Origin of the sequence: Terribacillus sp. FSL K6-0262 (assembly GCF_037977385.1) — a bacterium.
Classification (GTDB): Bacteria; Bacillota; Bacilli; order Bacillales; family Amphibacillaceae; genus Terribacillus.
In genome coordinates this window covers 87503-106891 of record NZ_CP150277.1, presented here as the reverse complement: position 1 = coordinate 106891, position 19389 = coordinate 87503, and the positions used below count along the sequence as shown (strand labels likewise).

The 19389-nt window shown below is 43.1% G+C and carries 23 protein-coding genes and 1 pseudogene; 18 read left to right on the top strand and 6 right to left on the bottom strand.

What is annotated here, in order from left to right:
* Positions 1-32: 32 nt before the first annotated feature.
* The 3 genes and pseudogenes from MHI54_RS00515 to MHI54_RS00505 all read right to left on the bottom strand — a co-directional run.
* Entirely contained in the window at positions 33-317 is a 285-nt protein-coding gene (locus MHI54_RS00515) for a tyrosine-type recombinase/integrase (protein ID WP_095214783.1), read from the bottom strand.
* A gap of 45 nt (positions 318-362) precedes the next feature.
* Entirely contained in the window at positions 363-605 is a 243-nt protein-coding gene (locus tag MHI54_RS00510; protein ID WP_340082110.1) for a hypothetical protein, read from the bottom strand.
* 228 nt (positions 606-833) lie between these two features.
* Positions 834-995: pseudogene (locus MHI54_RS00505) on the bottom strand (site-specific integrase); the annotation flags it as partial.
* A 347-nt stretch (positions 996-1342) separates the two neighbouring features.
* On the opposite strand from MHI54_RS00505, the gene MHI54_RS00500 reads away from it, so the two are divergent.
* From MHI54_RS00500 to MHI54_RS00490, 3 genes are all read left to right on the top strand, one after another.
* Positions 1343-3370: a hypothetical protein gene (locus tag MHI54_RS00500; RefSeq protein ID WP_340082109.1), complete on the top strand. Its 2028-nt coding sequence runs from the start codon at positions 1343-1345 to the stop codon at positions 3368-3370.
* Positions 3371-4120: 750 nt separating this feature from the next.
* Positions 4121-4861, top strand: coding sequence for a type I methionyl aminopeptidase (gene map / locus MHI54_RS00495; protein WP_095214791.1), 741 nt, complete (start codon positions 4121-4123; stop codon positions 4859-4861).
* A gap of 293 nt (positions 4862-5154) precedes the next feature.
* Positions 5155-5433 (top strand): holin, encoded by a 279-nt coding sequence (locus MHI54_RS00490; RefSeq protein ID WP_340082108.1) that lies wholly within the window; start codon positions 5155-5157, stop codon positions 5431-5433.
* A gap of 17 nt (positions 5434-5450) precedes the next feature.
* Here the strand turns inward: MHI54_RS00490 and MHI54_RS00485 are convergent, their stop codons facing one another.
* The gene (locus tag MHI54_RS00485; RefSeq protein WP_340082107.1) at positions 5451-5732 is read right to left on the bottom strand and encodes a TetR-like C-terminal domain-containing protein; all 282 of its coding nucleotides are present in this window, start codon (positions 5730-5732) and stop codon (positions 5451-5453) included.
* Positions 5733-5951: 219 nt separating this feature from the next.
* Here MHI54_RS00485 and MHI54_RS00480 point away from each other — a divergent pair, with 219 nt between their 5' ends.
* The 3 genes from MHI54_RS00480 (at position 5952) to MHI54_RS00470 (ending at position 8974) form a co-directional block, all read left to right on the top strand.
* A complete protein-coding gene (locus MHI54_RS00480) occupies positions 5952-6335 on the top strand; it encodes a hypothetical protein (RefSeq protein WP_095214793.1) in 384 nt (127 codons plus the stop codon).
* Between the two features lie 357 nt (positions 6336-6692).
* Positions 6693-8018 carry an alpha-glucosidase/alpha-galactosidase gene (locus tag MHI54_RS00475; RefSeq protein WP_095214794.1) on the top strand — a complete coding sequence of 442 codons (1326 nt, stop codon included), beginning with the start codon at positions 6693-6695 and terminating at the stop codon, positions 8016-8018.
* Positions 8019-8191: 173 nt separating this feature from the next.
* A complete protein-coding gene (locus MHI54_RS00470; RefSeq protein WP_340082106.1) occupies positions 8192-8974 on the top strand; it encodes an AraC family transcriptional regulator in 783 nt (260 codons plus the stop codon).
* A 349-nt stretch (positions 8975-9323) separates the two neighbouring features.
* On the opposite strand, the gene lexA is transcribed toward MHI54_RS00470, so the two are convergent.
* A complete protein-coding gene (lexA, locus tag MHI54_RS00465; RefSeq protein ID WP_095214796.1) occupies positions 9324-9953 on the bottom strand; it encodes a transcriptional repressor LexA in 630 nt (209 codons plus the stop codon).
* A gap of 283 nt (positions 9954-10236) precedes the next feature.
* Here lexA and MHI54_RS00460 point away from each other — a divergent pair, with 283 nt between their 5' ends.
* From MHI54_RS00460 to MHI54_RS00405, 12 genes are all read left to right on the top strand, one after another.
* Positions 10237-10896, top strand: a complete 660-nt coding sequence (locus MHI54_RS00460; RefSeq protein WP_095214797.1) for a recombinase family protein — start codon at positions 10237-10239, stop codon at positions 10894-10896.
* A 42-nt stretch (positions 10897-10938) separates the two neighbouring features.
* A complete protein-coding gene (locus MHI54_RS00455) occupies positions 10939-11163 on the top strand; it encodes a DUF896 domain-containing protein (RefSeq protein WP_340082105.1) in 225 nt (74 codons plus the stop codon).
* A 126-nt stretch (positions 11164-11289) separates the two neighbouring features.
* Positions 11290-13293, top strand: a complete 2004-nt coding sequence (gene tkt, locus MHI54_RS00450; RefSeq protein WP_340082104.1) for a transketolase — start codon at positions 11290-11292, stop codon at positions 13291-13293.
* A gap of 157 nt (positions 13294-13450) precedes the next feature.
* Positions 13451-13849: a sporulation inhibitor of replication protein SirA gene (sirA, locus tag MHI54_RS00445; RefSeq protein ID WP_095214800.1), complete on the top strand. Its 399-nt coding sequence runs from the start codon at positions 13451-13453 to the stop codon at positions 13847-13849.
* A gap of 43 nt (positions 13850-13892) precedes the next feature.
* Positions 13893-14114: a YneF family protein gene (locus MHI54_RS00440; RefSeq protein ID WP_095223217.1), complete on the top strand. Its 222-nt coding sequence runs from the start codon at positions 13893-13895 to the stop codon at positions 14112-14114.
* Between the two features lie 206 nt (positions 14115-14320).
* Positions 14321-15067, top strand: coding sequence for a nucleotidyltransferase domain-containing protein (locus MHI54_RS00435; RefSeq protein WP_340082103.1), 747 nt, complete (start codon positions 14321-14323; stop codon positions 15065-15067).
* Between the two features lie 114 nt (positions 15068-15181).
* Positions 15182-15595: a YndM family protein gene (locus MHI54_RS00430; RefSeq protein ID WP_340082102.1), complete on the top strand. Its 414-nt coding sequence runs from the start codon at positions 15182-15184 to the stop codon at positions 15593-15595.
* Between the two features lie 87 nt (positions 15596-15682).
* On the top strand, positions 15683-16378 hold the full coding sequence (locus MHI54_RS00425) for a cytochrome c biogenesis protein CcdA (RefSeq protein ID WP_095216599.1): 696 nt from the start codon (positions 15683-15685) through the stop codon (positions 16376-16378).
* A gap of 54 nt (positions 16379-16432) precedes the next feature.
* Positions 16433-16903, top strand: coding sequence for a Na(+)/H(+) antiporter subunit B (locus MHI54_RS00420; protein ID WP_095216600.1), 471 nt, complete (start codon positions 16433-16435; stop codon positions 16901-16903).
* Positions 16881-17240: a response regulator gene (locus MHI54_RS00415; protein WP_095216601.1), complete on the top strand. Its 360-nt coding sequence runs from the start codon at positions 16881-16883 to the stop codon at positions 17238-17240. The genes MHI54_RS00420 and MHI54_RS00415 overlap by 23 nt, the downstream gene beginning before the upstream one ends.
* Positions 17241-17269: 29 nt before the next feature.
* Complete coding sequence (locus MHI54_RS00410; RefSeq protein WP_095216602.1) at positions 17270-17743, top strand: cytochrome c biogenesis protein CcdC; 474 nt, start codon at positions 17270-17272, stop codon at positions 17741-17743.
* Positions 17744-17922: 179 nt separating this feature from the next.
* Complete coding sequence (locus MHI54_RS00405) at positions 17923-19029, top strand: ATP-binding protein (RefSeq protein ID WP_233135102.1); 1107 nt, start codon at positions 17923-17925, stop codon at positions 19027-19029.
* Positions 19030-19068: 39 nt separating this feature from the next.
* Here MHI54_RS00405 and MHI54_RS00400 read toward each other — a convergent pair whose 3' ends face one another.
* Complete coding sequence (locus tag MHI54_RS00400) at positions 19069-19194, bottom strand: small acid-soluble spore protein P (protein WP_095216604.1); 126 nt, start codon at positions 19192-19194, stop codon at positions 19069-19071.
* Positions 19195-19389 lie beyond the last annotated feature (195 nt).

The window sequence follows — 19389 nt, the reverse complement described above, 5'->3', positions numbered from 1 at the left end:
ACTTTTTGACCACCAAATTTGGCTAAAAAATATCAGTCATAAATTGACTGAGTGTATTTTTCATATCCATCTACGCTCGATTTTTCGCTCTTTGGTGATATATGAGAATAAATATCTGAAGTGATACTGATCGACTTATGGCCAAGTCTTTCTTGTACAAACTTCATATCAGCTCCTGATTCTAACAATAAGACTGCGTGAGTATGTCTTAGGGAATGAATCGGGAGTTTTTCTATTTGTGCTTGTTTAAGTATCCGCTTGAAAGCATTATATAGAGATGATTTAGGTAAGATACTACCGTCTTCGCGGCAAAAGATTAAATCAAGGTCATGGCGATAATATCATTGAGTACTAATTTGTTATCATTGAGCTTGTCCAAGTGTTGCTAGCTCTTTTGTAAGTGTGTTAGTCAGTTTGATTTTTCTATTCGGCTCGTATGTCTTCGTTAAGCCAAATAGGTCTTCTCCAGGTTTAGCTTGAAAGTCCAGAGTTTTATTAACTGTTATATATCCCTTTTTTAAATCGATGTCTGATCTTTGCAATGCAAGTGCTTCGTCTTTTCTCATTTCTGTCTCAATTAGAGTTTTAAAGAACATGTAGTACATGTAGTTATCACGTCGAGCATGGAAGAGGAAATCAGATATCCTATCTGAATCAATATACTGTATCTTATCTGCCATTCTGCGCGTATTACGGGGAAGCGTCACATCTTCACATGGATTTTCACTTATTTTCTTTAATGGCTTAACCGCAGTCTGCGTGGCACTATACATAGTTTGATGAATTATCTCTATTGTACGTGTACTATATCCTTTTGCTTTAAGGTGATTTATAAACTTTTGATATCTTAGCGCTGTAACTTCTTTGAGATTAATAAGTTGGAAGTAGGGGATAATATGCTTTTCAATATTACGCTCATGAAGTATATAGGTGTTCTTCCTGACGTTATCCTTTTTATACTCTGTAATCCATATCCTTAGATACTCACTTAACAGCTCGTCTTTAGTGATTACCTCATGACCAGTAGCTAACCTCTGCTCATGAATTACTGCGATAGATTGGGCTTCTTTCTTAGTTTTAAAACCTCCTTTTGATACCTCCGTTATTTCCTTAGTAATGGGATTTGTGAACTTGATGCGATACTGCCAGCTATTTCCTCTTTTTTAGTAACTACCACATATTCTCCATTTTAACAATATCCACCATTATACCATATAACTAATTAGTTGAACTTGTTTATAATTTTATTTTATTTGTATTGAGAGTATAGTTTCTTTAGCTAGGCATTTAGTTATGGTATATAATGAATTGTGTAATAACTAAAATTTGGCAGGTGTATAATTTGAACTCAATTAATCCAGATGAATATCCTATACATAGAGAATGGAATGCTAAAGTATTCTCGCTTCCTAAAATTCCAAGAGGGGACTTAGGTCAACCTACCATTCTAAGAGAAATTTTAAAAGCGATAGTAGATAAAGTACCATATGCTACTAAAATGGAGTTTCCAGGTAGTACAAGTCAAGCAACTTTAGAACATCTTTGCAGATGGTTGAGACCTATTGGGCTAATATACAAAGAAGATGGAATATGGAAGATTTCCGATGAAGGTAAACGATGCTTAGATTCTGAAGACGATTTATACTTAACAGCGGTATTCTGCGCTAATGTTAGGTTCATTGGTGAACTTCTAGTGAAACTTCATTCGCCAATAGCGATTAAGGAATTACTTAATATAGCTAATAATGACTATAAGCTAAATTGGGATACCAAGTCAGAGGTCTCAAATAGGTTAACATGGTTCAGACAATTAAATTTAGTGAGTTTTAATGATTTTAAGAATACATATTGTTTAACTGATAAGGGCAGGGAATTTGTCAAGGATATTAAATACGTAAAACCCGAAGAAATTGAAACTTTTGGAGATCCCACCATTAATGAAGAGGGAGTCACTGTTTCACTATGGGCAGAAGAATTAATTCAAATGAATCAGGAAGAATTTAAATCTCGAAAGTCGTCGATAGGTTACATCCCGGGTAATATCTCTGAACTTCGCTATACATTTGATGGGTATATACAACTAATGTACTCAACAATAGATAAAGAATCTTTCTTTAATTATTCAAGAGAAACTTATAATATATCCGCTTCTTCGGCTAACTCTTTTGTTACGACTTTAACCAATATAGATTTCCTCGAGCGTAAATCAAGAAATTTATATGAGGCTACAGGGTTGGCTAAAAAATGGTTAACGACTAAATCGATTTTAGATTTAGTATACTGTTTACATGCAAAAGTATTATTTGTTTTCGAAATGTTAAAAGAATTAGAAAAAGGAAGTTTATCTGTTAAAGAACTAGCTGTAATTGCTAAGGTATCTTATGGATTTCAGACAGAAAAGATTGAGGAAATTAGAAAACGTATAAAAATCATGCAAAGCGCATTACTTGTACAAGAAGAGAGTCCGGGTAAGTATTGTTTAACGCAAAGAGCTAAGAAATTATTAGATAAGGTATTGATACAAAATAAATTAAATATAGAAGTTACTAATGAGATTGGAGACATTAAGACTAAGGCTGAACACTTAGAGGTAAATGACTATCTTACTGAACTACGTTTAGCTTCAAAAGATTCATCTAATCCTGCAAGATTTGAACGAGCTATTGCAGCTGCATTTTCAAATCTAGGTTTTAATACATCTTGGCTTGGGGGAGCAGGTAAAACTGATGTCTTAATACATTCACCTAGTATCCCAAAATATTCTTATACAGTAGCAATTGATGCAAAATCAACACATACAGGTGTCGTTACAGATGGGCAAGTTAATTTTGATACGTTAAAGGATCACAAAAAGTTGCATTCAGCTGATTTTATAGCAGTGATAGGTTTTTCTTTTACTAATGAACGGTTAGTTAAACGAGCTATAGATCATAAAGTAGTATTAATAGATATAGATTCGCTAGAGAAAATAATAAGATTCCATAACCAAATACCATTACAAGCTGATGCATATAAAAAAATCTTTTCACAAGCAGGTAAAGTTGATATTAGTTGTTTAGATTCAGAAAGGAGAGAAATCCAGAGGTCAGGAAAACTATTGCAAGCTGTTGTTGATAGCCTTGTTGTAGAAAGTAATGACCCGGTCACGGAGGGCTTATTAGAGGTAAAAGATATATATAGGACATTGAGGCATAATGGTGATTTCGATACACCTCCTTCTCTAGAAGAAATATATGAGATGCTTAAATTTTTATCTTCACCATTAATAGGGTGTGTTGGACGTTCAAAGGAAAGTTTCTATGCTGTAGGCACGTTATCAGATGCAATGAATAAGTTCAATTTTTATGCTCAGTCGTGCTCGACATCATAAAACAAATTCGATATTTAAACCAAAGAGAAAAGGCTACAGGTCGTATATAAAAACCGCAAAAAATGTTAAATAGAGCTCTTTAGCTAATAAATATCATTTATATTATTACTCAGGATGGATAAAGTGTTGCTATAGCTGGCATCAGTCCAGTTATTAGAAGTGTGTCTAAGTTTTCTGGACATCACGTTTTATTGTACATAAAGTCTCTGCTGGTTGAAAATATGGATTTTGCTTTTCCAACACTTCCTCCAAGTGGAATAATGGTACTTTGGAGAAATAAATAATACTAGGGAGTAAATCGTGAAACAACTAGACCGTATCTTAATTATTATTGCAACATTAATCTTAATTGTTAACTATCCAGTAAACATCTATATTCTTAATAATCAACCTGATCACATAGGAACATTTATTGTTTTAATTTTAATTTGTATCGTACTAATGAGAATAGTAGATGAAAAGAAAGATAACTAAGGACGTTGCTAAGCAGCCCACTTTTTCTAATAGAGGAAACCCTTGATACCACTGGTGTCAGGGGTTTTTCTTTTTATGTGGGCAGTCATGAATGTTTTTGAGGAAAGGAATATGTACATTATGTTATAATGGCGTATAACTAGTGAAATTCCGTTCAAAATGCAATTTCACCTATGGGCGTGATTAGTACGAAAACCCTTGGACCGCTGGTGTCAGGGTTTTTTCTATGCGGACCGTATATACTTAAATGAAGATAAAAGATAGCGAGGTAGGAAAATGATTGCAAAAACAGAAGAAGACATTAAGGCCCTGAAGGAAATAGGCAGGATTGTGGCCTCCATCAGGGATGAATTGGTACAAAGGACGGTACCTGGCGTAACGACGAAAGAACTTGATGATATAGCTGGGGAAATGTTTGAGAAGGAAGGCGCAGTTTCGGCTCCGAAAAGTGAATACGATTTTCCGGGGTTCACTTGTATCAGTGTCAATGATGAGGTGGCGCATGGTATTCCGGGGCAGCGAGTCATTCAGGAAGGGGATCTGGTGAATGTCGATGTATCCGGCTCAAAGGATGGCTATTTCGCAGATACTGGAATCTCGTTTGTCGTAGGAGAAGGGGAGGCAATCCTGACGAAGATTTGCGACGTTGCTAAAGAGGCATTTGAAGCGGGCCTCAAGAAAGCAAAACCCGGCTCCAAGAAAAGCGGAATCGGGAGAGCGGTATTCCAAACAGCAAGACAGCATGACCTAACCGTCATCACCAATCTTACTGGACATGGTATTGGACGTACCATACATGAAGCTCCTGACCATATTTATAATTATCGGGATACAACGGATGATGAATTATTGAAGGATGGGATGGTAATCGCATTCGAACCATTCATTTCAACCGCTGAAGAAGAAGTGTTCCAGAAAGAAGACGGCTGGACCTATGCTACCGAAAACAGCTTCGTAGCGCAATTGGAGCATACGATTATCCTGACTAAAAATGGTCCGATCATTGTCACGCAGTAATGCGTCCACGAGGATTTTTTTAGGTCGATTCCCTAAACCGGGAATCGGCTTTTTTTATGTGGCTTAATAAATGGTGTCATAAACCTAAGAAAAATACGGTAACGTGTTATGGAAGGAAGGACTTGATCATTCTCATCTTGGTCGCAAAGATCCATCACTTTTACTTATTATTTGCTTATCCGAGTGAACGGTTTGATTATCACGTGACTTGGGACATCTGAATCGTTGAAGGAAAACCACGTATTGCATCTAGAATCTATCCAGACAAAAGAAATCGGAGGAGATGAGGAATCATGGAAGAGGTAATGGCCTTTGCTTCGATTATCAGTCCTGTTGTCGTTGCGTTGGTGCAGCTGATTAAAAAGACAGTTACTGTAAATAACAGGTTCCTGCCATTGATGAGCCTGCTGATAGGTCTATTGGTGGGAGCCCTTGCTTGGCCGTTCACTGAAATGGACATTGTATTGCGGCTGTGGTCGGGAGGTTTTGCTGGACTGGCTGCATCCGGATTGTATTCCCTGGGTAAACGAACGATACCAAATAAAAATAATGATAATGATCATGCTGCCTAAGGATGCTTGTTTGGATATTAAATCTTTAATCTCAGGATATTCACCAACAGTACATTCATTTGATTAGCGGACCCCCGGAAGTCGCGGCGATACCATTCGATTATTAATCCGATGATTGCATTGGCAGTATAGGAATAGAGAAAGCCCTTGATTTCTTCAGGCTGTACTGCGTGTTTATCCTCCAACAGCATCGACTGTATTTCGTCGAATAGCATGTAATAGCATTTCAAAGATACTTCTTTCGATAATATGATGCTGTAAAACTCTTCATATGTGAAAAGCTTTTGGGATTCTGTCATTTTTTGGAGTGGCTGTATGGTGATTTTGCCCGGCGCCCCTAGGGTGTCGTCACATTTTTATAAAGCATCGGTCAGGATTTCGAGTATGGTGCTCCATAAAAAAGTGCTGCCTATATTGTTACCTGACTTGTCACGTTATTGTGAAATAATGTACAAACTTTCCGTCCTGCTCATACTCCATCTGTGGAACAATGGAAGCATGAACAAGGAGGAGATTTCATGCCAAAACTACGCGTGACATTATTTCACGAAATACTGGAACAGCTAGAAGCAGACCAACTCCAAGGAACGAAAGCAAGAGATTACCGGTGTGCTGTGGGGACATGCACGCCGTATGATGTCGTGCATCATACAGAAGTGCTGCTGCAGGAAGGCTTCATCACCGGCGCGGTAACAAACGCAAAGGATTATCGGGATGTTTTCATTGACGATATTTCCGTAAAAGGTCATGAGCTGTCAGCTTTGATGGGAAACAAGCGGATACTGGAAGGTGCCCGGCAGCTTTTAGGAGAGACGTACGAAAAAGCGACTCCTGGTATCCTGCTCCGTGCACTGCATTCAGCGATGAAACAGAATGATTTAAAAGGGGAGCCTGCCGTGTAGGCAGGCTTTCCTTATGTAACATGTATCTTCGCACTGATAATTCAAATTCACTATACATATCAAATTATACAGAAACGATCCAGCTGCAGCGGCCGTAAGAAGTTGATCACGGGAGGCCTTGTCCTTTTTCCCTCGGAATCCTTTCGGTAATGATAGAAGTGAATAAAGTACTTCCCAAGGATCAATCGAGATGTGTATTTCCTCGTCAAGCTTGATTTACAAGGCTTTTATCAATAAATATAGATAACAATATTTTACCCTTTTCTCTTTTTTATTTACCATTGCCTGCCGGATGAAAGCGCTGTATCATCAGTTGCAAGCAAGTAATATCCAGTACGATTTCAGGGAGGCAGTCAAATGAGTAAAATAACGTTCATCGGAGCAGGTAGTACCATTTTTACAAAGAATGTACTGGGAGATTGCATGTTGTCCCCAGCTTTACAGAGATTCGAGTTTGCGTTGTTCGATATCGATGAAGCGCGATTGGCCGAGTCCGAATTGCTGCTGAATGCACTGAAGCGTTCGTTGCAGGCAGAAGTTACAATCAAAGCATATAAAAACCGCCAGGAAGCCTTGCAGGGTGCCAAGTATGTCATAAATGCCATTCAAGTAGGGGGCTATCGGCCGAGCACTGTCATCGATTTTGAGATTCCCAAAAAGTACGGCCTTCGCCAGACGATTGCCGATACCGTCGGAATAGGCGGGGTATTCCGGGCATTGCGCACCATCCCTGTCATGCTGGATATCGCAAGGGACATGGAAGAGGTTTGCCCGGATGCATGGCTGTTGAATTATACAAATCCCATGGCTGCACTCACCGGGGCTGTTGCCCGTTTTTCGAATGTCAAAGTCGTCGGTTTATGCCACAGTGTACAGGTTTGTACAAAAGACTTGCTCAGGGATCTCGAGATTCCGTATGAGAATATCGAAGAACGGATTGCTGGTATCAACCATATGGCATGGCTGCTGGAGATCAAATCCAATGGCAAGGATATCTATCCTGAAATCAAGAAACGTGCCAAGGAGAAGCAAAAGCAAAAACATCATGATATGGTTCGTTATGAACTGATGGATAAGTTCGGATATTACGTGACGGAATCCTCTGAGCATAATGCAGAGTATCATCCTTATTTCATTAAAGAAAAATATCCGGAGCTGATTTCACGTTTTAACATACCGCTGGATGAATATCCGCGACGCTGCGAGGAACAGATTGAAAGTTGGCAGAAAACAAAACAAGAGCTGATGAATGACCACAGCTTGACACATGAACGTTCGCATGAATACGGTTCCCGTATAATGGAAGCGATGGAAACAAATCGACCGTTCGTTTTCGGAGGAAATGTAGTGAACACTGGCGGTCTGATTGCGAACCTGCCTCGAAATGCAGTAGTCGAAGTACCGTGCATCGCAAATCGAAATGGCATCACCCCGGCATATATGGGAGAGCTTCCGGAGCAGCTGGCAGCTTTGAATCGTTCCAATATCAATACACAGCTGTTGACCATCGAAGCGGCAATGACAAAATCAAAGGAAAAAATCTATCAAGCAGCCTTGCTTGATCCGCATACAGCTGCCGAACTTTCCATGGATGACATCATCAGCATGTGCGATGATTTGATTGAAGCACATGGTGACATGCTGCCGGCGTATTCAGTAGCGAAAGGGACAGTCAGACTTTGATTGATGTCGATTTCTTTTTGAATCTAGGATGATAAGGGAGAGAGACGATCATTGATACGAATCAAAGAAATGAGAAAAAAGATTACGGCGTCTACGGCTTTCATTTTCAGGAAGCCGAAATAGATGAAACAGCAAACATCCTATTGCTGGGCAGGGATAAAAAATCACCGGGCATGAGCTATGACTGGGATGGATTGAAGAGACAGGATATTGGCACATACATCTTTCAGTACACGTTATCGGGCACGGGGAATCTTGAGAAGGATGGAAAGATCCATTCACTTAAGGCGGGGGAAGCATTCCTTGTCGAAATTCCCGGTGCACATCGCTACTACCTTCCGGAGGACAGTGACGGGTGGGAATTCATTTTCATTACCTTGGTAGGCAGTAAAGCGTTGGAGTGCTGGCGTTTCATCGATGAACATAATGGGCCGGTATTGCGGATTTCTCCCGAATCGAAGCTTATCCGGCTATTATTCGCAATATATCAGGATACCATCGAAAATAGGATTACGGATGCTTATCAGGCATCTGCCAGAGCTTACGAATATATCATGGAGTGTCATCGATTCGTGAAGAATATGGAAAAGCAAAAGAAAGACCCTTCCGGTCAAATCACGAAAACTTTATCCTATATCCAGACACACTATGCTGCTCCCATTTCATTGAGTGACATCGCCGCAGTATCAGGCTATTCCAAATATCATCTGGTCAAGCAATTTCAGAATCATATGGATACGACACCTATGAAGTATCTTACAAGAATCAGGATCCAAAAAGCCGTTGATTTGCTGATGACAACAAGATTGCCCATCACAGAGATTGCAGAAAGGGTGGGGTACTCAAACGCAAATTATTTCAATAAAGTATTTCGGAAATCGATTGGTATGGCGGCGGGAGAATTCAGGAAAAGAAAGAACCCATCCAAGATCGATCGCGTCATAACGGATGGATGAGTTTTTTCGGTTCAGCGCACTGCATATATAATACTCCATATAAAAGAGGAGCCTGCCGCAAAGGGCAAGCTCCTTATTTTATTCTGTGCTCAGCGTTCCTTAAGATAATAATCATCCATGCTGTGTTCTTCCTTACGGTAGCTTCTCGTATACCCGCATTTGCATGAATCTGTAACACTATCAATCTTATGACGGCCTCGTATTTTGCACACAAGCTTGTAAAACAGCTTCACGATTCCACCTGCTTTCTAGCTTTTGGTAAAAGCATATTCTAATATACCCAAAAAATGTGTCGAAAGAAGGGTGGAATTGTGTAAAATATATGAAAAAAACGGCCGAAGCCGATTTTCTATTGGATAGAGCGATATAGACCGATTACTTTTCCCAGGATGCTGACATTATCCAGGATGATCGGTTCCATTGTACTGTTCTCCGGCTGCAGGCGGATCTGGTTCTCTTCCTTGAAGAATCGTTTGACCGTTGCTTCGTTGTCCTCTGTCATCGCAACGACGATTTCCCCGTTCTGAGCGGTCTGCTGCTGTTTGACGATGACCATGTCCCCGTCCAGGATGCCGGCCTCGATCATACTCTCCCCGACAACCACAAGCACGAAAATATTGTCATCCGGACCTACAAGATGGCTTGGTACCGGTACGTATTCCTCGATATTCTCAACGGCGGTGATCGGGATACCTGCCGTCACTTTCCCGATTACCGGCGCATAATTCGCTTCGCTGCGCGGGATATCTGTCTGTTCTTCGCTATCCAATGAAAGGACCTCGATGGCACGCGGCTTTGTAGGGTCGCGCCGAATCAGTCCCTTTTTCTCCAGTCTGGAAAGATGGCCATGTACCGTGGAGCTGGATGCCAAGCCTACTGCTTCCCCGATTTCCCTGACGGATGGCGGGTAGCCTTTATCGAGAACCTGCTCCTTTATGTATGCTAGAATCGCTTCCTGTCTTTTCGATAGTTTCATCATGTATCGAACACCCCGTGCATATATTTTTATTACATACAGTATAACACGATAGATTTCAATATACAAACATCCGTTCGAAAAAACGCTTGACTAGAACCTATGTTCGTATATAATGGAATTAACAAATGAGAACGCACGTTCTTAAATACGGAGGGGTCAACCATGTTCAAAAAATTAGCGAAATCAGATCTATTCTACTATGTGCTTTTCGGCTTCACGCTTTTCTTCTTATACTTTACACTTATTATGAGTGTCTAATTAGCTGAAGTGAGAGGGTACATCAATGAAAGCAGTCATCTATTGCAGAGTCAGTACAGAAAAGGACGAGCAGGCAAGCTCGATTGAGCGGCAGCGCGAGGAGCTCATGAGTCTTGCTGCTTCCGCCGATATAGAGGTCATCGATATCATAGAAGAGAGACAGAGCGGCTATGAGATTGAACGCCCGGGTATCTTCCGCATGCTGGATCTATTCACAGCAGGTGAAGCGGATTGCCTTCTTATCCAGGATGAAACAAGGCTGGGCAGGGGCAACACCAAAATTGCTTTATTCCATCACTTGCAAAAGCTGGAGGTCAAGGTCTACACGCTGAGCCAGCATGGTGAATTCCAGCTTTCTGAATCGGATGGTATGGTGCTCCAGATTGTCGGTATTGTCGAGGAGTACCAAAGGAAGATTCATAATATGAAGATAAAACGGGGCATGAGGCGGGCGATTGAAGCCGGTTATGATCCGAGTAAGAATCTGGGCAACCAGCAGGCAGCACCAGGCAGGGAGCGGATTGACTTTCCGATCCAAGAGGTGATCAGGCTGAGAAACAACAAGCTCACCTTTCAGGAAATCAGCTCTGTTCTTCGCGGTATGGGCTTCCAGGTATCGAAGGCGACCGTACATAGAAGGTACCAGGAATATCTTTCGCTTGAATCGGAGGACGGTAGCAGGTAACATAGTGTGTATGAACTTTAATGCTTAAAGGAGCATATACACATGATATCCAAAGAAAAACTGGCACGCATAAATGCGTTGGCACATAAAGCGAAAACGGAAGGTCTCAGCCTTGGCGAACAGAAAGAGCAGAAGGAGCTTAGACAGGAATACTTGAAGAATGTCCGCACTTCGTTCAAAAATCAATTCAAGACCATGACGATCATTGATCCGGAAGGAAACGATGTTACACCGGATAAAGTAAAGAAAATGCGGGAAGATAATTAAGAAGGGATGGCTGGCATCATGCTCAGCCAATCCCTTCTTTTTCTATGTATAAATCCTTGTCTATCGGAGCATTTAGGTATAGGATGAAAAAGAGTACATAATTTGCTAGATGAAAGGGATGTTCACATGGTTCAGACTACAGAATTGCTTTCAATCAATACAATTCGTACGTTATCAATCGATGCGATCGAAGCTGCTAATTCCGGCCATCCGGGTATGCCGATGGGGGCCGCACCGATGGCGTATACGCTTTTCACCGATTTCATGGTCCACAATCCGAAGAATTCCCACTGGTTCAACCGGGACCGTTTCGTATTGTCTGCAGGGCACGGTTCCATGCTGCTGTATTCCCTCTTGCATTTATCCGGATATAAGGTATCCATCGATGACTTGAAATCATTCCGTCAGTTCGGATCCCGTACACCAGGACATCCGGAAGTGCATCATACGGATGGTGTCGAAGCAACGACTGGTCCGCTTGGACAAGGCATCGCCATGGCTACTGGTATGGCAATGGCCGAGGCGCATCTTGCAGCCAAATACAACAAGGATGGTTTCCCAGTCGTGGATCACTATACATACGCTATTTGCGGTGATGGTGACTTGATGGAAGGTATTTCGCACGAAACGGCATCGCTTGCCGGTCACCTTGGCCTGGACAAGCTGATCGTCCTGTATGATTCAAATGATATCTCGCTTGATGGCGACCTTCATCACAGCTTCTCTGAGAATGTGGAAGACCGCTTCAAAGCGTACGGCTGGCAAGTGATTCGTGTCGAAGAAGGAACGAATGTGGATGCAATCCGTGAAGCAATCAAAGAAGCGAAAGCAAACACAACGCAGCCTACCCTGATTGAAGTGAAGACTGTCATCGGTTACGGTTCGCCGAACAAGTCAGCGAAAAGCGCCTCCCATGGTGCGCCGCTGGGTGTGGATGAAGTAAAACTTACGAAGGAATTTTACAAGTGGGAGCATGAGGACTTCCATGTACCGGAAGAGGTCTATGCCGATTTCGAAGAGAAGGTTGCCAAAAATGGCGCCGAAGCTGAAAACGCTTGGAATGAGCTATTCGCCAAGTACGAAGAAGCATATCCCGAGCTTGCAAAAGAGCTGTCTGCTGCAATCAAGGGTGAGCTTCCGGAAGGATGGGCAGATGCGCTTCCGACGTATGAGGAAGGCAAAGATGTGACTGCCACTCGTTCTGCTTCCGGAAAAGTACTGAATGCAATCGCTGATACTGTGCCGGCTTTGTTTGGCGGAAGCGCGGACCTTGCCGGTTCAAACAAGACGCTGCTTGCAAAAGAAGAGAACTTCTCCAAGGCCAACTACAGCGGCCGCAATATCTGGTTCGGTGTGCGTGAATTCGCGATGGGTGCTGCCTTGAATGGTATGGCGCTTCATGGCGGCCTGAAAGTGTATGGCGGAACATTCTTCGTATTCAGCGATTACCTTCGTCCGGCAATCCGTCTGTCCGCTTTGATGGGGACGCCTGTGACTTATGTATTGACACACGATTCCATCGCTGTCGGTGAAGATGGTCCGACGCATGAGCCGATCGAGCAGCTGGCATCCCTAAGAGCAATGCCTGGCTTGAGCGTTGTCCGTCCTGCCGATGGCAATGAAACACAGGCTGCTTGGAGACTGGCGATGGAATCCGAAAAAGTTCCGACTGCATTAGTCCTGACGCGTCAGGATCTTCCTACATTGCCATCGACACAGCAAGCGGCATATGAGGGTGTGAAGAAGGGGGCATATGTTGTCAGCCCAGCACAAAAAGAAACACCGGATGTCTTGCTTCTGGCGAGCGGATCGGAAGTACAGCTTGCTGTACGTGCGCAGGCAGCGCTTCGTGAGCAGGATATCGATGCTTCTGTCGTCAGCATGCCATCCTGGGATCGTTTCGAACTGCAAGACCAGTCCTACAAGGATAGTGTCCTGCCGCCTGCAGTGAAGAAGCGTGTCGGTATTGAAATGGCTTCCCCGCTTGGCTGGGAAAGATATGTAGGCCTGGAAGGCAAGGTCATCGGCATCGACACGTTCGGTGCGTCCGGCAACGGTGATAAATTGATCGAAGCATTCGGCTTCACAGTCGAAAATGTCATCGAACAAGTGAAATCCATATTGAATTGATGAAAATACCGGTCACGCTTGTGACCGGTATTTTCTTATACGACAAAATCCGAGCAAAACTCTGCATCTTCGTGTCTCTTTGCTACAAGTTCCGAGGGATTAAGCAACGCTGTCTCACGTATACTATTCTTTCAAAGGGAGAAGGAGGGACAAGCTTATGAAAGAGTATTTTGTCTATTGGGTGAAACATGAGATCTACTTCCGTTATTTTTATAAATCGGATATCCTATATCGCTTTTTCCTCTCCAGTCAGGAGGAGAAAACCGCATATGTACAGGAGCAGCTGGACTATATCACAAATGAATTTCCTCCCGATGCATCACTGCAGCAAGCACTCCATCAAGATGACAATGTGCAAATCGAAGCTGATCAGCACTGCCTCCGCGTTGTCTGCGATTCCTTGACGACCGCTGAAGAGACCATCTTCTCACAGCTGCGCCATTTCGATTCATCCTTTTTCATCATCGAACCTGCGGCCAACAACTGCGGCTGGATCGCCCCGATCATAAAAAATGACTTGCAATCACGGGTTCATCTATTGTATTCTTCCTTTTGATTGTCTATACTAGATTAGAGATATTTTGAAGGAGGAAGCCAATATGAGTCCGATCTGGGTCGTACTTATAGCACTGGCTGCATTGATTATCGGCGTTGCGCTTGGATTTTTCATCGCCAGAAGATACATGATGAATTATCTGAAGAAGAACCCGCCAATTAATGAACAGATGCTTCGTACAATGATGATGCAAATGGGTCAAAAACCATCACAAAAGAAAATCAACCAAATGATGCGCGCAATGAATAACCAACAAGGTAAATAAGCAATTATTTCTATATAGCTTTGACGTTTCAAGTTGGCGATTTGGCATTGCAAAAAGATTTCAATGAAATCGAAAAACCACGTTTTCTGCTTAGAGATTTAGCAGGAAACGTGGTTTTTTTGATGTTATTTCAAGCTTCATCTATTTTATATTTTCTGGATTTATGCGGAAACTATCACTGGATGGAGAAGGGGGAAAGATGCTGAATGTTTGACTGGCTGGAAGAGAGAACAATCATCCTGGCTCCAACGGGAAGTTATGCATATGGCACGAATACCGAGGATTCTGATAAAGATTTCAAAGGAATATGCATCCCGCCTGCAAGTTACTTCCTGGGGCTGGATTCCTTCAATGAATATAACAGCAGCGGCGGTAAAAACTTCAAAAACATGAAAGATGATATCGATATCAATATCATCCATATCACGAAGTTCGTCAAGGATGCTATGGCTGGGGTGCCCAATAACATCGAAATATTATTTTTGAATGGAGAGCAGTACTTAAAAGTGACAGACTTGGGGCAGCGGTTAATCGATGATCGGCATTTATTCCTTTCTAAAGCAATCCACAAAAAATTTGGTGGCTATGCCGAGTCCCAGATCCAAAAGCTTAAGCAGAGAAATTCCAGCAGATCCGGCAGACAGGACTTGATCGAGCAGTATGAGTACGACACGAAATTCTTTATGCATAGCGTAAGGCTGCTGACCAGCGCGATTGAGATACTGGAAACAGGCGATTTCAGCACCTACAGGCCAAATCGCGGTTTTTTGCTTGACTGCAGGAATGGTAAATACACATTTGGTGAAGCAGTGGAGCTTATCGAGTCGTTGGATGAAGATCTCCGGAAGGCAGCAGAGGATTCCATGCTTCCAGAAGAGCCGGATCGTCATGCCATTGATGAGCTCTTGGTCAGCATAAATATTGCAGCAATGAAAGAAGAAGGCGGCTGGTAAGTGCCGGCAAAGGTATGAAATACAGGAAGCAGGCAACACTCATAATGCAGACAATAGGTTTTATTCTGCAAATATGAAGGTAAAAGTAAAGAAGAAAAGGAGTGAGTGGGCAAAATGAAACATGTAAAGGCACTATTGATCAAATTCATCATGATTTTAGCTGTTTTATGGATTGTTTTCACTCTGATGTTCGATGCGGAATTCGGTGATACGCTGCTTATGAGTGTCGTCTTGACGATCGCTGCTTATGTGATCGGGGATTTGTTTATCCTCAGCCGATCAGGGGATCGGAGCAAGCCGGATGGTGATTTTACCAAGCGGAATGCAATTGCGACAGTGTGTGATGCCGTCCTCGCATTCATCGTGCTTTGGGTGTTGGGGGAAGCATTGCTGGATCCTGATGATAATGTTGTGCTGGCATCCTTGATTTCCACCGTCGTGATCGGTATCGGCGAGTTGTTCTTCCATCCTTATGTCAATAATCAAGTCATTGAAGATCACAATGCCCAAACTGTTGGTATGTCCTGAATTATGCTATAGTAGAATGAGTTAATGGAAGGAATCCCTATATGGGGATTCCTTTTGCTTGCCGAATGATCAAGGAGGAGGTATCTTGTGGAGGTTTCGATACTGCTGGCTGTTTCTGCAGGATTTCTATCCTTTTTATCCCCGTGTGTCCTTCCGCTTTATCCGGCATTTCTATCCTATTTGACTGGAGTTAATCCGGCTTCATCCAGCGGAAAATCGCATGCCTATGGATGGTTCTTGCATACGATTTTCTTTTTGCTTGGGTTTTCGGCGATTTTTTTATTGCTGGGCTACAGTGCACTGGCATTATCTGAATTACTTTTTGCTTATCAAGCATACATACGTGTCATCGGGGGAGCTTTCCTTATCCTATTGGGAGCGATACAGATAGGATTGCTGGGAGGGAGATGGCAGTCATCCGGAAGCTTGTTTCGTTTTAAGGACAGACCGTCTGGATATGCGGGTTCTTTCCTGATCGGACTGGCCTTTGCCATGGGCTGGACGCCATGTACAGGCCCGATATTGGCGGGGATCATGACGACTGCTGCACTGCAGCCGCTTCAAGCCGTCCCGCTGATGTCGGCTTATGTCCTTGGTTTCAGCATTCCCTTTTTTGTTTGTGGTTTTTTCGGATATCGTCTGCAAAAATTGCAGAGAGCGGGTAAGCTCTTGCATGAAGTGAGCGGCTATTTCCTGATTCTGATCGGCATTTTGCTTCTATTCGATTTGACAACAAGGATAACAGCTTATCTTGGCGGTTTTTTCTCTTTTTACGGTTTTTAAATCGTGAAAAATGCTGCGAAGTAGTTTAAAATATGTAGGGAAAGGGTGTCGATTGTGGAATTTTCACCGAATAATTTAATTTTCAAAACAACAACCGTGCTCATCTCTTTCTTGTTGCTAGGGTTTTCGGTCTATCTGTTCTTTGCAGGCCATAATTCCCCGGGCGGTGGATTCATCGGAGGTCTGGGAACTGCTGCTGCACTGGTGCTTATGTATATGGCATATGGATTTAAGACGGTCAGCAAGGTTCTGCCGATCAATTATCGTGTGTTGACGGTGATGGGTGTGCTGATTGCGGTCCTGACCAGTGCTGGGTCATTCCTATTCGGACAGCCATTCCTGAGCCATACCTTCACGTATATCCATTTGCCGGTACTAGGGGAACTGGAGTTGGCTACAGCGACACTTTTTGATCTGGGGGTATATCTTACCGTTGTCGGTATCGCCCTGACGATCATTCTGTCCATCGCACAAGATCGTTCAAGCAGTGAGGAGAATGTAAGTGGCAAAAATATTGATAGTTGATGATGCAAAATTCATGCGGAAGACATTGCGCGGTCTGCTTACCGAGAACAATCATGAGGTTGTCGGGGAGGCTGCGGATGGACTGGAAGCAGTCTCAAAGTTTCGTGATACCCATCCTGATCTTGTGTTCATGGATATCACGATGCCGCATAAGGATGGGCTTGCAGCCTTGAAGGAGATCATCGGGATGGATCCGGATGCCAAGGTGATCATGTGTTCTGCAATGGGTCAGCAGCGCATCGTCATGCAAGCGATCGAGCTTGGCGCAAAGGATTTTATTACGAAGCCTTTCGAGGATGTCCGAGTGATTGAGACTGTGGAGCGTATTCTCGCTTAAAGAAATGTAAATTGAAAGAAGGTAAGGGTATGACATTACCTGTTATCATCAGTACCATCCTGGTGGCATGTATGGGACTGGCTGTTGCCATGATACGGATGCGGGCTGCAGCCAGACCGGTTACGGCCAAGAAAATCATCCTGCCGCCCCTTTTCATGAGTACCGGAGCGCTGATGTTCATTTTTCCGGTGTTCCGTGTACCTTGGCCGGAGGTTTGGTTTTCATTGGGGGCAGGAATCATTTTTTCCAGTTTGCTGATCCTGACTTCCAATTTTGAAGTCAGGGATCAGGAGATTTTCCTGAAGCCTTCGAAGGCATTCGCAATCATACTTGTCGGTCTCGTGTTTGTCCGGGTTTTACTCAAAGTGGCGATCGGCCAGACGATCGAAATAGGGGAGATGGGCGGTGTCTTCTTCCTGCTGGCCTTTGGCATGATCGCTTCCTGGCGGATTGCAATGCTTTGGAAGTACAAACGGCTTGAAAGAAGCTTGCAAGTCACCTGATGGTGTGAAAAGACTTTCTTCCAGTGAGAAAGTCTTTTTTCATAGACTGAGGACATACAAGTTTTAGGAAAATCATGGCACGAGCGTTTTGTTTTTTGCTTAATTGTAGTAACATACATTACAAAAGGACTTATACATACATAGATGCACGAAGGTCACATAAAAGGGGGCGAAGGAGCTTGAACGAAGACGACTATAAGACAGAGAAAAAGGCAAGGGCGGCTTCATTTGATTCGACAGGCTTTGAGGCACATTCTTTGGCTGAACTTCCGGCACCGCTGCTGCGATGGATCGATGAAAACGGTTTTGATATCGTATTCGTCTGCAGCAGTGATGGGATGATTCGGTATACTTCCACGTCGGTCACGCGGCTGCTGGGCTATTTGCCAGAGGAATTGTTCGGCACGTCTTCTTTGACTTATTTGGATCCATGTGAAGTGCCTGTCCTGAAAAACAGGTTCAAATCAGCGACGGAATGGCCCCAGCGATTCCATTTCACGGCTGTGGATAACAGGGGGAAGCATATATGGATGGAGGCCAGCATCTCACTTGTAAAGGAGCAAGATGCCCCTTATTATATCGGGGTTGCCAAGGATGTCTCCGATAAAAAAGAAATCGAGGAAATGATGTTCCGTTCGGAAAAAATGAGTGTGGCAGGACAGCTTGCAGCTGGGATAGCGCATGAAATCCGTAACCCGCTTACGAGTCTGAAGGGCTTCCTCCAGCTCATCCAGGCGGGTATCAGCCGCAAAGAAGAGTATTACAAGATCATGGTGGATGAGATACAGAAAATCGAAACCATCACTTCCGAGCTTCTATTCATTTCAAAACCTGTAGCGGAAAACAAAGAATCGGAATCGATCCATGAAATGCTGCAGGATGTCATCACCCTGCTGTACTCACAAGCAAGGCTGCAGAATGTCCAGATCAATTTTGAAAAAGGATCGAATAGCAGGCTGCTCTGTGACAGATCTCAAATCAAACAGCTCTTCATCAATCTTATCAAGAATGCACTTGAAGAAATGCCGAATGGCGGCAAGATTGATATACGTCAGCGGCAAGAAGGTGAAGAATGTATAGTGGATGTCGTGGATGAAGGGCCTGGTATCCCGGATGAGGTGCTTGCCAAGCTCAAGGAGCCTTTCTTTACGACAAAGAAAGAAGGTACGGGACTTGGATTGATGATTTGTGCTCAAATACTGGACAAGCATAATGGCAGCCTTGATATCCTTCGAAATGAAATCAAGGGTAGCACATTCAGGGTGTCCCTGCCTGTAACCTTATAATATTTATACATGGCCCCTGCGAGGAGGCCATGTTTTCTTTTACATGTCGTGATGACTATGATGTTTTTGTCTGCTATGATTTTTGTTTTTCACTTTCTTCGACCCGCTCAGCGGCTCATTCACCTTCTCTGGATGTTTTCGCTGTTTCCCTTTCTGATCTCCCATTTCCTCACCTCCACATCAACTATTATCCCTTATGTGAAAGGGCTTATTCGAGGGTTGTCAAAATCTATAGGTAGGCTGCAAAATGCGCTAGGATTCCCTATTTTACGCGTGTTTTTTGCTCTTAATTAATTTACTTATGAATCGTTTTCATTTAGAATAAAAAGTGCAAATCGATGTTAGCTCGTGCTGCTTTAT